This window comes from Bradyrhizobium sp. 187 (genome assembly GCF_023101005.1).
GTDB lineage: Bacteria > Pseudomonadota > Alphaproteobacteria > Rhizobiales > Xanthobacteraceae > Bradyrhizobium > Bradyrhizobium canariense_D.
This window is the reverse complement of record NZ_CP064693.1, coordinates 5,463,911-5,478,136: the sequence shown is the minus strand read 5'-3', so window position 1 is coordinate 5,478,136 and position 14,226 is coordinate 5,463,911. Positions and strand designations below refer to the sequence as shown.

Sequence of the window (14,226 nt, the reverse complement as noted above, 5' to 3'; positions counted from 1 at the left end):
GTCTTGCAAGACGAGCGCCAAGTCGCAACAACAAGTCGCAGCAAAAGCGCAATCAGGTCGGCACCTGCCGTGCAGGCCTATCGGGAACGGATGTGAGGAGGAGCAGATTCATGAGCGACGCAAAGCCGATCTGGATCAGGGATCCCCTGGCTATCCTCGCCGATGGCGCCGAGCGCGGGGTCGTGGTGCAGGACGGCCGGATCGTCGAGCTGGTGCCGGCCCGCGCTACGCCCGCAACCGCAGACGTCGCGGTGTTCGACGCTGGCGACCACGTCGTACTGCCGGGCCTGATCAACACCCATCACCATTTCTACCAGACGCTGACGCGGGCGCTGCCGGCGGCGATGGACCGCGAGCTGTTTCCCTGGCTCCAGGCGCTCTATCCGGTGTGGGCGAAGCTGACGCCTGATGCGCTCGAGCTCGCTGTCACGGTGGCGATGGCCGAACTGCTGCTGTCGGGCTGCACCACTACGACGGATCATCACTACGTATTTCCGGCAGGGCTCGAAGACGCCGTCGATATCGAGGTGGCGGTGGCCAGGCGGCTCGGCGTGCGCGTGCTGCTCACGCGCGGCTCGATGAACCTGTCGCAGCGCGACGGCGGTCTGCCGCCCGATAGCGTCGTGCAGGATGAGGACACCATCCTCGCGGACAGCGCGCGCGTCGTCGCCAAGCACCACCAGCGCGGCGCGGATGCGATGGTGCAGATCGCGCTCGCACCTTGCTCGCCCTTCTCGGTGTCGACGTCCTTGATGCGCGCCACCGCCGATCTGGCCGACAAGCTCGACGTGCGCCTGCATACCCATCTTGCCGAGACCGAGGACGAGAACAGATTCTGCCAGGAGATGTATGGCTGCCGTCCGCTTGACTATCTCGAACAATGCGGCTGGCTCAATGCGCGGACGTGGCTCGCCCATGGCATCTTCTTCAATGCAGAAGAGATGAAGCGGCTCGGCAGGGCGAAGACGACGATCAGTCATTGCGCCTGTAGCAATCAGCTCCTGGCCTCCGGCTGCTGCCCCGTCTGCGAGATGGAGGAGGCTGGTGTCGGCATCGGCATCGGCGTCGATGGCTCGGCCTCGAACGACGGATCGAACCTGATGCAGGAGGTACGGGCCGCGTTTCTGCTGCAGCGGGCGCGCTACGGGGTGACGAAGGTCAGTCATAAGGATGCGCTGCGCTGGGCCACCAAGGGCTCGGCGGCCTGCGTCGGCCGGCCGGAACTCGGCGAGATCGCCGTCGGGAAGGCAGCAGATCTCGCGCTGTTCAGGCTCGACGAGCTACGCTTCTCCGGCCATGGCGATCCCCTGGCCGCACTGGTGCTGTGCGGCGCGCATCGGGCCGACAGGGTGATGGTGGCGGGAAATTGGGCCGTGATCGATGGCGCGATCCCCGGTTTTGATGTGGCAGACCTCATCCACCGCCACAGTTCGGCGGCGCGGGCCATGCAGGCGGGATAATATCCAGGCGAAGATAGGAAGATAGAAAGAGGGGGCGACCACAAGTGCCGGGTGCTTCTGGCCACCCCCTCCGAACCTCCTCCGGGAGGAGCAGGTGATTTGGGCGATGCAAGAAGCGTGCTACTTGCCCGGCAGCTTGTCGTCGATGCCTTTGACGTAGAAATTCATGCCGAGGATCTGGCCGTCGTCGAGATTGGCGCCCCCCTTGCACTCGACGGGCTTGCCGTCTTGCCCAAGGACCGGGCACTTGAACGGATGCAGTTTGCCCGCGGTGATCGCGGCCTGGGCATCCTCGGCGATCTTCTTCACGTCGTCAGGCATGTTGGTGTAGGGCGCCATCGCGAACATGTGGCTGTCGAGGCCGCCCCAGCTGTCCTCGGACTTCCAGGTTCCGTCGAGCTCGGCCTTGACCCGGGCGATGTAGTAGGGACCCCAGGTGTCGAGGATCGAGGTCAGCTGGGTCTTCGGCCCGAACTTGATCATCTCGGAATCCTGGCCGAAGGCGAGCTTGCCGCGTTCGCTGGCGATCTGCATTGCCGCCGGCGAATCCGTGTGCTGCATGATGATGTCGGCGCCCTGGTCGATCAGCGCCTTGGCGGCGTCGGCTTCCTTGCCCGGGTCGAACCAGGTGTTGGCCCAGATGATCTTGACCTTGATGTTCGGGTTGATGGTCTGCGCGGCGAGGATCGTCGCGTTGATGCCGGAGACGACCTCGGGAATCGGGAACGAGCCGATATAGCCGAGCACGCCGGACTTTGACATCTTGGCCGCGATCAGGCCCTGGATGTAGCGGCCCTGGTACCATTTGGCCGAATAGGTCGACATGTTCGGGTTGCGCTTGTATCCGGTCGCGTGCTCGAAATGCACGTTCGGGTATTTCTTCGCAACCTTCAGCGTCGGATCCATGTAGCCGAACGAGGTGGTGAAGATCAGCTTGTTGCCGGCGCGGACGAGCTGCTCGATGGAGCGCTCGGCGTCGGGGCCTTCAGGCACGTTTTCGAGGAAAGTGGTCTCGATCTTGTCGCCGAGCTCCTTCACCAGCGCCTGGCGTGCCAGCTCATGCTGATAGGTCCAGCCGAGGTCACCGACCGGGCCGAGGTAGATAAACCCGACTTTCAGCTTGTCGGCGGCGGAGGCTGCACCGACGCTCCCGGCAAGCAAGAGCCCGGCGGCCAGCGCAAGAAGTGATTTCCTCATCATCAATCTCCAAACATCAGGGGAAAGCCATGATCCGCAACGTGCGCGCCCCATCGCGCACGGTGCGGAGATGAAACGCTAGCGGTCAGGCACGAACACGGTGCCAAGCGCAGCCGGTGCGGTCGATCCACCCGTGCGCGCGCGGGAGAGCAGGACCAAGACGATGACAGTCGAAAGATAAGGCAGCGCCGACATCAACTGCGAGGGAATGCCGACGCCCCAGCCCTGCGCGTGCAGCTGCAGGATCGTCACCGCGCCGAACAGATACGCGCCGACCACGAGGCGGCCCGGCCGCCAGGACGAGAACACCACCAGCGCCAGCGCGATCCAGCCGCGGCCTGCGGTCATGCCCGGAATGAAGAAGGGCGTATAGGCGAGCGGCAGATAAGCGCCGGCAAGTCCTGCGCAGGCGCCGCCGAACATCACCGCTAAGGTGCGGATGCGCAGCACGGGATAGCCGAGCGCATGCGCAGACACGTGGTTGTCGCCGCAGGCGCGCAGGACCAATCCCGGCCGCGTACGGTACAGGAACCACCACACGCCGATGACCAGCGCCAGCGAGAAATAGACGAAGGCGTCCTCGCCGAACAACACGCGGCCAACCAGCGGAATATCCGTGAGACCGGGAATGTTGAGATGCAGCGCCGGCGTGATGCGCTCGCCGACGAAGCCAGCGCCGATCAGGCCGGAGAGTCCGACACCAAGGATGGTCAGCGCCAGCCCTGTCGCAACCTGGTTGACCGCAAGCCCGAGCGCCATCAGTGCGAAGACCAGTGATATCAACGTGCCGGCGACGATGCCGAACAGTGCGCCGATAAAGATCGAGCCGGTCAACCACGCACCTGCAAAGCCACATGCGGCGCCGACGATCATCATGCCCTCGACGCCGAGATTGAGCACACCGGAGCGCTCGGTCACGAGCTCGCCGGTCGCCGCGATCAGGAGCGGCGTCGAAGCGGCGAGCACTGCGAGAATGATGGCTTCAATGAGTTCCACGAGCCACCTGTCGGTTCGGGAAGACCAGCTTGAAGCGGTAGAGAATGAGGGAATCGCAGGCGAGCACGTAGAACAGCAGGATGCCCTGAAAAACCTTTGTCACGTCCAACGGGATCTTCATCGCGATCTGCGCCTGCTCGCCGCCGATAAAGGTCAACGCGAGAAAAAGGCCTGCAATTAATATTCCAAGCGGGTTCAACCGGCCGAGAAAGGCGACGATGATCGCCGTGAAACCGTAACCCGGTGAGATGCCGGGCTGGAGATGTCCGACTGGACCTGCAACCTCGATGATGCCGGCGAGGCCTGCCAGCGCGCCCGAGACGGCGAAGGTCAGGATGATCAACTGGTTGGAATTGAAGCCGCCGAACCGCGCGGCGCGCGGCGCCGCACCGACCACGCGAATCTCGAATCCCTTGATGGTGCGCCCGAGCAGGATCGCCACCGCCGCGACGACGAGAAGGGCGATGATCGAGCCGAGATGCAGCCGCCCGCCGTCGATCAGCAGCGGCACCGTTGCGACCGGGTCGAACTCGGCGGTGGTCGGGAAGTTGAAACCGTGCGGATCGCGCCAGGGGCCGCGCACGAGATAGTCGAGGAAGAGATCGGCGACATACACCAGCATTAGGCTGGTCAGGATTTCGCTGGCGCCGAACTTCACCTTGCAGATTGCCGGGATCAGTGCGTAGAGCGCGCCTGCGGCGGCGGCGAGCACGAGCATGACCGGCAGCACCCAGACGCCAGCGTCGGTGCCCTGCGTCTTCACCGCAATCCAGCTTCCGGCGACCGCTCCGATCAGGAATTGCCCTTCGGCGCCGATGTTCCAGGCATTGGCGAGATAGCAGAGCGACAGCCCGATCGCGATCATCACCAGCGGTGTCGCCTTCACCGCGATTTCCTGGAGCGAATAGCTGTCGGTCAAAGGCGCGACGAAATAGGCGTGCAGCGCGAGCAGCGGATTCTTGCCAAGGATCGCGAACAGGATGACCATGGTCACGATCGTGAGGCCGATCGCGATCAGCGGCGAGATCAGCGCGATCGTGTTGGAGCGTTCGGCGCGCTTCTCAAGCACCAACTGCATGCGCGGCCTCCTTCGGCTCCAGCGTGCTGCCGCCCATCAACAGGCCTAGTTTTTCGCGCGTCGCCTCGCTGGTGGCGAGCGGTGCGGACAGATGGCCATGGAACATCACGGCGATGCGGTCGGCGATTTCCGCGAGCTCGTCGAGGTCCTGGCTGGTGACGAGCACGGCGGCGCCTGCGGTTGCGAGATCAAGCAGCGCCTGTCGGATGACGGCGGCAGCGCCAGCGTCGACGCCCCAGGTCGGCTGGCTCACCACCAGCACCGCGGGATTGCGCAGGATCTCGCGTCCCACGATGAATTTCTGCAGATTGCCGCCGGAGAGGGATGCTGCTTCCGGATCGCGCTTGGCCTTGCGGACGTCGAAGGTCTCGGTTGCGCGGTCAACCGTCTTCAGGGTGGCGGCAGTATCGATGAAGCCGTGATGGACCATGCCGCTGGCGGCGTGCCCGGTGAGAAGCGCATTCTCGGAAAGCTTCATGCGCGGCGCGGTGCCGTGGCCGAGCCGCTCCTCGGGAACGAATGCCGCGCCGAGCTTGCGGCGCTGCGTGATCGAGAGATGGCCGGCAGCAAGGCCTTCGATCACGATCGTGCCCGGATGCTTCGACAGGCGTTCGCCGGACAGCGCGGCGAAAAGTTCGTCCTGGCCGTTGCCGGCGACCCCGGCGATGCCGAGGATCTCGCCGCCTTTCAGCTCGAACGAGATGTGCTCGAGCCGCACGCCATGCGCTTCGCCGGGGGCGAGCGAGAGGTCGTTGACGACGAGACGCGGCACCGTGGTCTGCCGGCCGGCGGCCGCCTTCACCTCCTTGATCTCACCGCCGACCATCATGCGCGCGAGCGAAGCGGCGGTCTCAAGCCTGGGATTGCAGGTCTCCACCTTCTTGCCGCCGCGCAGGATCGTTGCCGTGTCGCACAGGCGCTTCACCTCCTCGAGCTTGTGGCTGATGTAGAGGATGGCGCGACCTTCGGCCTTGAGCCGCTCCAGCACGACGAAGAGCTGGTCGGCTTCCTGTGGCGTCAGCACCGCGGTGGGCTCGTCAAGGATCAGGAATTGCGGATCCTGCATCAGCGCGCGGACGATCTCGATGCGCTGGCGCTCGCCGACCGACAATTGCCAGACCTCGCGTTTGGGGTCGAGCGGCAGACCATAAGTCTTCGACACCTGCTCAAGCCGCGCCGACATGTCCTTGAAGGATTCTCTTCCGTCGAGGCCGAGCGCGACGTTCTCGGCGACGGTGAGATTGTCGAACAACGAGAAATGCTGGAACACCATGCCGATGCCGCGGCTGCGCGCTTCCGAGGGACCGGACAGCACGATCGGCTGGCCCTGCCAGAAAATCTGGCCAGCGCTGGGCTGGATCAGCCCGTAGATCGCCTTGACCAGCGTCGACTTGCCGGCGCCGTTCTCGCCCAGCAGCGCGTGGATTTCCGTTGGCCAGATATCGATGTCGATGGCATCGTTGGCGAGGAAATCGCCATAGCGCTTGGTGAGCCCGACCGTCCTGAGGAGCGGGGACTCGCCGGAATGCAGGCTCTTAGCCGTGGGATCCAACATTCGCTGATGCGCTTGCATGGGGTGAAGTGCCTCAATACTGGGCTAGTTTGAACCGCCGCGTAAGGTGTGAAAAAGCGTCATCCCTTGCTCAACGCTTCGGCAGGCAGGAGGTGTCGGCGAGTCTCGGCTCTCGCCGGCGGCGATCGTCCTCAGACACCTTCCGAGCAGCCTTTGCAGTCCCGGCTTGCGTGTGACGCCTGTTGCAAATTTGTGACGGCTCAAGCCAAATCGGAACCCGCTATGCAGGCTTGGCGTGAAGTTAAGCAGAGACGCGCCAGCACGCGTATGCATTTGCGAACACCGCGACAGTAGCTTCCACCCATCTTGTTTGCCTTGTCCGGTCGACATGAAAAGGCGAACGAAATCAAATGGGGATATCCGGCAATGGGTCGCTCTCGGCCGACGGCGTGGCGGTGAGGTTGGCCTTCCAAATCGGCCGGTGAACGCCGCGCCCTGTGCAAACAAGCGGCATGCCTTGAAACAAGTTGAGGCTTCTCACTCCGGGAGATCGGCGCAAGTGTCGCACCCAAGGGACGTTCATTTTTACGTGTCCAAACTTGGGGGTATTCAGGATGTCGTTTCGTTTCAAGGCAATTGCAGCAGGCGCGCTGTCACTTGCTACGCTTGCTACCAGTGGCCTGGCTCAGGCGGCGGATCTGCCGGTCAAGGCTGCCAAGAAGGCGGCCGACCTTCCGTTCTTCCTGGTGATCGACGACCGCGTCACCTTCTCCTATATCTTCAACGCCTCGCAGCCCGGAGCGTTCACCAACACCAACGGCGTGATCAACGCCAAGACGACGAAGCAGGTCTACTCCTTCACCCACTTCGATGCCTGGACTTACGGCACCAACTTCTTCACCATCTCGATGTTCAAGTCGGACCACAATGATCCGGCCGGCCCGTGTACCGCCACAGGCGTGGTCGTGTCGCCGGCTGCAGGCTTCGCAGCGACACCCACGAGCTGTGCCGGCGCGACAGAAATCTACGGTCTTTTCCGCTCGACCTTCGGCTGGAACGAGATCTTCAACACCAAGGCCTTCACTCAGGGCCCGCTGCATAACATCTCGTTCGAGGTTGGCATGGATGCCAACACGGAGAACCGGTATTTCGGCGCCGCCAAGCGCGACGTTGTCGCGGGTCTGCAGTTTGCCTTCGATCTTCCCTATAAGGGCTACTTCAACGTCGCGCCGCTGGTGTATTGGGAGTTCGCCAACCACAACTCCTTCTCGCAGTGCGGCGCCGGTTGGTCCGCTCCGTGTATTGCCGACGGCAACACGTCGTTCAAGCCGACCTGGGCGATCGAAACCAATTACTATATGGACCTCGGCTTCCTGCCGCAGAACATGCAGTATTTCTCGATCAGCGGCCGCGCGGCGTGGTATGGCAAGAAGGGCACCGACACTGAGCCGCTTCCCGCCAGCGTCGCCAACGGCGTCTATCCCACCAAGGTCGAGTTCAACTCCGAGCCGATCCGCCTGACCCTCGATGCCTCGAAGGCGATTTGGGGTGATAAGTACTCGCACTTCGTCGACGTCTGGGTCGCCTATCGCTATTGGCAGAACAAGTTCGGCCTCGATCACAACAACGCCGTGGCCTGCACCACTTTGGCCGGTGGCGCGAGGGTGAGCACCGGCTCCTGCACCGAGTCCTCGCTCTACTCCGGTGTCACTGTGAAATTCTAGCCACCTGACACGCTTCAGGTGAACGACGATGGCGCCGCGTCAAACCTCCGCGGCGTCATCTTCGTTTGTGGGCAGGAAGGTAGGGGATGAGCCGTAGGCGCAATCCGCTCTACGAAATTGAATTGGTGTTTGCTACTTCGTCCACACGCCGTCGTGCAGCGCTTCGGCCTCGTCTTCGAGCAGCGGCCCCGCAACCTCTGTCGGCCGCTGGCCGCTGGCAAAGACTTCGCGACAGGGCAAGTCGAGCGTCGGGTTCTCCGGATGATCGCCGGTGATGCCGCGCAGGCGGTGCTCGCTGAGGCCATAGACGACACGGCCGATGCCGGCCCAGTAGATCGCGCCGGCGCACATCGCGCAGGGCTCGGCGGAGGAATAGAGCGTGGCTCTCGCCAACACCTCGCGGCCAAGCGTGCGGCAGGCCTGCGTGGCGGCGAGGCGCTCGGCATGCGCGGTGCCGTCGTGATCCGGCATGTAGCCGTTCTCGGCCTCGATCAGGACCTTGCCCTCGGCATCGACCACGATGCAGCCGAAGGGATGGTTGCCGTGCGTGAGGGAACGGCGGGCGACCGCGAAGGAAAGGCGAAGGAAGTGCTCGTCACGCTCGGACCCGCCGCTCATCGCTCTTCCCTGGTCAATGCCCCGCCATGTGCCGGCCGACCACGGTGAGATCGGCTTCGCTGGTCCGTGCTTCATACACGAATTCGCCGTGGAACATCACCACCAGCCGATCGGAGAGTTCAAGGAGTTCGTCGAGGTCCTCGCTGACCAACAGCACCGCGGCGCCGCGGTTGCGCGCGGCCATGATCTCGGCATGGATTTGCGCCACCGCCGCGAAATCGAGCCCGAAGCAGGGATTGGCCGCGATCAGCACCTCGACGTCGCCGCCGAGCTCACGGGCCAGCACGGCGCGCTGGACATTGCCGCCCGACAGCGCCGAGATCGGCGTGTCGGGCGTGCGGGTCTTGATCTTGTACTGGGCGATCTTCTTCCGCGCGTCGACGCGGAAGGCACCGCGGTTGAGCCACCAGCCGAGGCTAGCGAAAGGCGCGCGGTCGAATTCGCGGAAGGCGATGTTGTCGGCGACGCTCATGCCGCCGACACAGGCGTTCTTCAGCGGCTCCTCCGGCAGGAGTGACATATTGTGCCGCCGCATCTCCTCGCGGCTGGCGTGATAGGGATCGCCGGCGACGCGGATCTCGCCACTCTCAGCCCCGCGCTGCCCGGCCAGCACCTCGACGAGCTGGCGCTGGCCGTTGCCGGAGACGCCGGCGATGCCGACGATCTCGCCGGCACGGACCGTAAGGGAGACGTCGTGCACGGCGATGGCGCCGGCGTCGTCGCGCGCGCGCATCTTCGCCAGCTCCAGCCTGGCCTTGCCGGCCTCACCGGTGCGCGGCGGCTGTAGCGTCAGCTCCTCGGCGCCGATCATGGTGCGCGCCATGGCGTCCGGCGTCAGTTCGGACACCTTGCCGGCGCCGGCGAGCTTGCCGCGGCGCAGGATCGTAACGTCGTCGGCGAAGGCCATGACCTCGCGGAACTTGTGCGTGATCATCAGGATGGTCAGCTCGCCCTTGACGACCATGTCGCGGAGCATGCCAAGCACCTCGTCGGATTCCGCCGGGGTCAGCACCGAGGTCGGCTCGTCCAGGATCAGGAAGCGACGCTTCAGGTAGAGCTGCTTGAGGATCTCGCATTTCTGGCGCTCGCCCGCGGAGATGTCGGAGACCTTTGCGCTGAGCGGTACCTTGAATGGCATGCGCGCGAGAAAGGCCTCGAGCTCCTTCATCTCTTTCGGCCAGTTCACGACAGCCGGCACGTCATCGCGCGCCAGCACCAGATTTTCGGCGACCGTCATCGCCGGCACCAGCGTGAAATGCTGGTAGACCATGCCGAGGCCGAGGGCGTGGGCGTCCTTCGGATTGCCGATCGCCTGCTCGCGCCCGCCGACGAGAATGTCACCCTCGGTGGCGTGGTAATAGCCCATAATGCATTTGACGAGCGTCGACTTGCCGGCGCCGTTCTCGCCGAGCAGCGCATGGAACGAACCCGGCCGCACTTTCAGCGCGACATTGTCCAGCGCCAGGAAATCACCGAAACGCATGCTCATGGCGATGGCATCGACGCCGAGGGCGCCCGATGGCGGCGACGTTTCGCCGACGATCACGAAATCGCTCCGATGAAGGCGTCGGCGGTCGAGACCGCGCCAAACACGCCACCCTGCATTTTGATCATCTTCAGCGCGTGCTCGTGGTTGCTCTTGTCGGTCGCACCGCAGCAGTCATGCAACAGCACGCATTCGAAGCCGCGGTCGTTGGCCTCTCGCATGGTGGTGTGAACGCAGACGTCGGTGGTGATCCCAGTGAGCACGATGTTCTCGATGCCGCGCACGCGCAGGATCAGCTCCAGATCGGTGGCGCAGAACGAACCCTTGCCGGGCTTGTCGATGATGGGTTCGCCGGGCAGCGGCGCGAGCTCGGGGATGATGTCCCACCCGGGCTCGCCGCGCACCAGGATCCGGCCGCATGGGCCGGGATCGCCGATGCCGGCGCCGATCTGCCGGGAACGCCAGCGCTTGTTGGCAGGAAGATCAGAGAGGTCGGGACGGTGGCCTTCGCGGGTATGGATGATGTGAAAGCCTTGAGCGCGCATTGCCGTCAGCAGTTTCTTGATTGGCTCGATCGGCGCCCGCGTCAGTGAGAGATCATAGCCCATCTTGTCCACATAGCCGCCGACGCCGCAGAAATCGGTCTGCATGTCGATGATGATGAGCGCGGTGTTCTCGGGGCGCAGATCGCCGTTATAGGGCCATGCATAGGGTTCGGACTTGATGGTGCGCTCGGGCATGATTTCGCTCTCTAGCGGGTGATCGACAATTCGGCCGGGGCTCCGGTCAACGTGCGTTTCGGCGAGCAGGTGATGATCATGATCGCCAGCGTCAGGAGGTAGGGGGCTGCGTTGAAGAGGTGGTAGCCGGAGGTGACGCCGACCGATTGCAGCGCCGGGCCCAGCGCCGCGGCGCCGCCAAAGGCGAGCGAAGCCCACAGACACAGCAAGGGGTCCCAGCGCGCGAAGATCACGAGCGCCACGGCCGTGATGCCCTGGCCGGAGGACAGGCCCTCGTTCCAGCTTCCGGGATAGAACAGCGACAGGAAGGAGCCGCCGATGCCGGCAAGGAAGCCGCCGACCATGGTCGCGCGCAAGCGGATCAGCAGCACGGAGTGGCCCATCGCACGCGCGGCGTCCGAACTCTCGCCGGCGGTGCGGATCAGGAGGCCCCAGCGCGTGGTCCGGAAGGCCCAGTAGAGAGTTGGGGCGAGCGCGACACCAATCAGGAACAACACGTTGACCCGTAGTGCCGCGCGCACCTGTGGAATGTCGCTCCACCAGCCGAAATCGATCGCGGGCAGCCGCGGCGCGGTGGGCTCGATCAGCGGCTTGCCGAGATAGAAAGCAAGCCCGGTGCCGAACAGCATCAAGGCGATGCCGACCGCAATATCGTTGACGCGCGGCAACGAGCAGATGCCGGCATGCAGCGCGCCCAGAAGCGCGCCGGTGATGCCAGCGGCGAGCACGCCGAGCCACGGCGATCCCGTGAGGTAGGAAATCCCGTAGGCGCTCATCGCGCCCATCACCAGCGTGCCTTCAAGGCCGAGATTGATTCGGCCGGAGCGCTCGGTGATGCATTCCCCCAGGCTCACGAACAGGAACGGCGTCGAGACACGAATGGCGCCGCCGAGCACGGCGAGCGGGACCGTCCAGAGTCCGATCGAGCCGTCTGCCATCTCAGGACTTTCCCTTCAGAAACCCGATGCGGCCATAGAGCGCATCGCTGGCCAGCACGAAGACGAAGATGATGCCTTGCAGCACCAGCACGGATGCATCCGGCAATCCGAGGCGGCGCTGCAACAGCCCGCCGCTGGCGCTGATACCACCGAGCAGGATCGCGACGGGGATAATGGCGAGCGGATTTTGCCGCGCCAGGAAGGCGACGAGAATCCCTGTGAAGCCGTAGCCTGCGGCGAGGTTCGCGTTGGTGCGCCCCTGCACCGCGGCGACCTCGACCATGCCTGCAAGGCCCGCGGCGCCGCCGGCGAGGAAGCAGACGATCAGGATCAGCTTGCTGACATTGAGACCGACGATCTTCGCAGCGCGGATGTTGCCGCCGGCAACACGCGCCGCGAAGCCAAACACAGTGTGATAGATCAGGATATAGGCGGCGATCGCGGCGATCAGGCCGAACACCAGACCCCAATGCACATCGGTGCCGGGGATCGATCCGATCATGTTGGCCGCGCCGATCTCGCGGGTCGACGGCTTGTTCAGGCTGCCGGGGTCGCGCATTGCGCCTTCGACGAGATGGTTGAGGACCGCGAGCGCGATATAGACGAGCAGCAGGCTCGAGATCGTTTCGTTGACGCCGCGATATTGCCGTAGCGCGCCCGAAAGCATGACCCAGAGGCCGCCGCCGATCACGCCGGCGACGACCATGGCGATCTGCACGATGAGCGGCGGCATTCCCTGAAGCACCAGTGCTGCGCTGGTTGCCGACAGCGCGCCGATCAGGAGTGCGCCTTCGCCGCCGATGATAACCATGCCGAGCTGCGCGGGCAGCGCCGTGCAGAGTGCGGTAAGGATCAGCGGCGCCGCGCGCGTCAACGTGTTCTGCCATGAGAACCAGGTGCCGAACGCGCCGTAGTACATGTAGAAATAGAGGTCGAGCGGGCTCTTGCCGAACATTGCGACGAAGATGCCGAAGACCCCGAGCGCGCCGGCCAGCGCCGCGCCCGGGATCAGGATATATTCGATCGCTCCGCCGTGACGCTGGAGGAATCCCGGATCGGCGGCCGGGGCAACGGTCCCGACCGCTTCAGCGAGATCTGCAGCTTCCGTCGTCACGAAGTCGCCCCGACCACGCCCTCCACGAGATAGTCCATCTTCTCGAGTTCGGGATCCTTCTGGCCGCGATCGGTGCCGGCCGCGATCACCGTCTTGCCCTTGTTGTCGACCAGCCCTCCCTTGAAGATGGCGTAGCCGTCACCGTACAAGAACTTGGCCTTGACGTCGTCGGCGTGCTTGCGCGCCTCGGCGGAGACCGCTTCGCCATAGGGCGAGGTCTTGACGATCTCCTCCTTGAGGCCGCCGCGATAGAAGTTCGGAATGCTCTCGCCGGCGGCGATCATCTTGACGAACTTGGGGTACAGCGCTTCCCAGTTCCACTCGGCTCCCGTGAGATACGCTTTTGGCGCGAGCGGCGACTGGTTGACGTGATAGCCGCACACCATGGCGCCCCGACGCGCGGCGTTCTCGACCATGGTCTTGGGACCATCGACATGGCAGGTGAGGACGTCGACGCCCTGATCGATCAGGCTGTTGGTGGCCTCGGCTTCCTTGACCGGCATCGACCAGTCACCAGTGAAGATCACTTGCGTGGTGGCCTTGGGATTGGCAAGCCTCGCGCCGAGCGCGAATGCGTTGATGTTGCGCAGCACCTGCGGGATCGGCTTGGCCGCTACGAAGCCGAGCTTGCCGCTCTTGGAGCTGTAGCCGGCAACGATGCCCGAGATGTATTGGGCTTCATCGATGTAGCCGAAATAGCTGCCGGCGTTTTTCGGGTCCTTGTCGCTCCACAGGCCGCCGCAGTGCTCGAAGTGCAGCTTCGGGAATTTGTTGGCCATCTTGACCATGTGAGGATTGTAGTAGCCGAACGAGGTCGGGAAGAGCAGGGTGGCGCCGTCGAGATTGATCATGGACTCGATCGTCTTCTCGACCGCGTCGGTCTCCGGCACCTTCTCTTCTTCCACGACTTTGAGGTCGGGAATCTTCTTCAGCGCCGCCGCGCCCTGCGCATGCGCCTGGTTGTAGCCATAGTCGTCCCGCGAGCCGACGTAGATGAATCCGATGGTGGTCTCGGCCGCGAAGGCCGGACGAATGCCCGTCGCCGCACCGAGGGTGACGGCCGCGCCGCCCTGCAACAAATGACGTCGTGAGATCCTGCCAAATTCCATTGCTTGCTCCCCTTGGCGGATGCACCGCCTCATCTCGCGCTGCGCCGGTCTGGCGGAGCCCGGGATAGATTGTCGCAAGCTTCGTGCCAGAGGCTACCGAGGGAGGATTTCCACTTAAGTTATTGAGAGTAATTTGCTATTTCGGTGATCCGAGCTTGATCAGGAAAGCAGCAGATGAAAATATAGGCAGTACTTTATGATTGTATGCAATGGAGTTAAGCAGTCTTAACCAGCTTGGACATGTGCATGACGA

At 63.9% G+C, this 14,226-nt stretch carries 12 protein-coding genes; 2 read left to right on the top strand and 10 right to left on the bottom strand.

The window, feature by feature from the left end:
- The first annotated feature begins 110 nt into the window (after positions 1-110).
- A complete protein-coding gene (locus tag IVB19_RS26500) occupies positions 111-1,460 on the top strand; it encodes an 8-oxoguanine deaminase (protein ID WP_247820096.1) in 1,350 nt (449 codons plus the stop codon).
- A 120-nt stretch (positions 1,461-1,580) separates the two neighbouring features.
- Here the strand turns inward: IVB19_RS26500 and IVB19_RS26495 are convergent, their stop codons facing one another.
- The 4 genes from IVB19_RS26495 to IVB19_RS26480 form a co-directional block, all read right to left on the bottom strand.
- Entirely contained in the window at positions 1,581-2,657 is a 1,077-nt protein-coding gene (locus IVB19_RS26495) for a BMP family ABC transporter substrate-binding protein (RefSeq protein ID WP_247297942.1), read from the bottom strand.
- A gap of 78 nt (positions 2,658-2,735) precedes the next feature.
- Positions 2,736-3,653, bottom strand: coding sequence for an ABC transporter permease (locus tag IVB19_RS26490; RefSeq protein ID WP_247820095.1), 918 nt, complete (start codon positions 3,651-3,653; stop codon positions 2,736-2,738).
- Positions 3,640-4,731, bottom strand: coding sequence for an ABC transporter permease (locus tag IVB19_RS26485; protein WP_247297940.1), 1,092 nt, complete (start codon positions 4,729-4,731; stop codon positions 3,640-3,642). Before IVB19_RS26485 ends, IVB19_RS26490 begins: the two co-directional genes overlap by 14 nt.
- Positions 4,715-6,286: an ABC transporter ATP-binding protein gene (locus IVB19_RS26480; protein WP_247820094.1), complete on the bottom strand. Its 1,572-nt coding sequence runs from the start codon at positions 6,284-6,286 to the stop codon at positions 4,715-4,717. The genes IVB19_RS26485 and IVB19_RS26480 overlap by 17 nt, the downstream gene beginning before the upstream one ends.
- A 572-nt stretch (positions 6,287-6,858) precedes the next feature.
- On the opposite strand from IVB19_RS26480, the gene IVB19_RS26475 reads away from it, so the two are divergent.
- Positions 6,859-7,968, top strand: a complete 1,110-nt coding sequence (locus IVB19_RS26475; RefSeq protein WP_247297937.1) for a hypothetical protein — start codon at positions 6,859-6,861, stop codon at positions 7,966-7,968.
- 132 nt (positions 7,969-8,100) lie between these two features.
- Here the strand turns inward: IVB19_RS26475 and IVB19_RS26470 are convergent, their stop codons facing one another.
- From IVB19_RS26470 to IVB19_RS26445, 6 genes are read right to left on the bottom strand one after another with little or no spacing between them, the layout of a single operon-like run.
- Complete coding sequence (locus IVB19_RS26470; protein WP_085361054.1) at positions 8,101-8,586, bottom strand: nucleoside deaminase; 486 nt, start codon at positions 8,584-8,586, stop codon at positions 8,101-8,103.
- 13 nt (positions 8,587-8,599) lie between these two features.
- Entirely contained in the window at positions 8,600-10,132 is a 1,533-nt protein-coding gene (locus IVB19_RS26465) for an ABC transporter ATP-binding protein (RefSeq protein WP_247820093.1), read from the bottom strand.
- Positions 10,129-10,812, bottom strand: coding sequence for a biuret amidohydrolase (biuH, locus tag IVB19_RS26460; protein ID WP_018456689.1), 684 nt, complete (start codon positions 10,810-10,812; stop codon positions 10,129-10,131). Before biuH ends, IVB19_RS26465 begins: the two co-directional genes overlap by 4 nt.
- 11 nt (positions 10,813-10,823) lie before the next feature.
- Positions 10,824-11,750: an ABC transporter permease gene (locus IVB19_RS26455; protein WP_018456688.1), complete on the bottom strand. Its 927-nt coding sequence runs from the start codon at positions 11,748-11,750 to the stop codon at positions 10,824-10,826.
- 1 nt (position 11,751) lies between these two features.
- A complete protein-coding gene (locus tag IVB19_RS26450; RefSeq protein WP_247338206.1) occupies positions 11,752-12,864 on the bottom strand; it encodes an ABC transporter permease in 1,113 nt (370 codons plus the stop codon).
- Complete coding sequence (locus IVB19_RS26445; protein ID WP_247820092.1) at positions 12,861-13,973, bottom strand: BMP family ABC transporter substrate-binding protein; 1,113 nt, start codon at positions 13,971-13,973, stop codon at positions 12,861-12,863. Before IVB19_RS26445 ends, IVB19_RS26450 begins: the two co-directional genes overlap by 4 nt.
- Positions 13,974-14,226 lie beyond the last annotated feature (253 nt).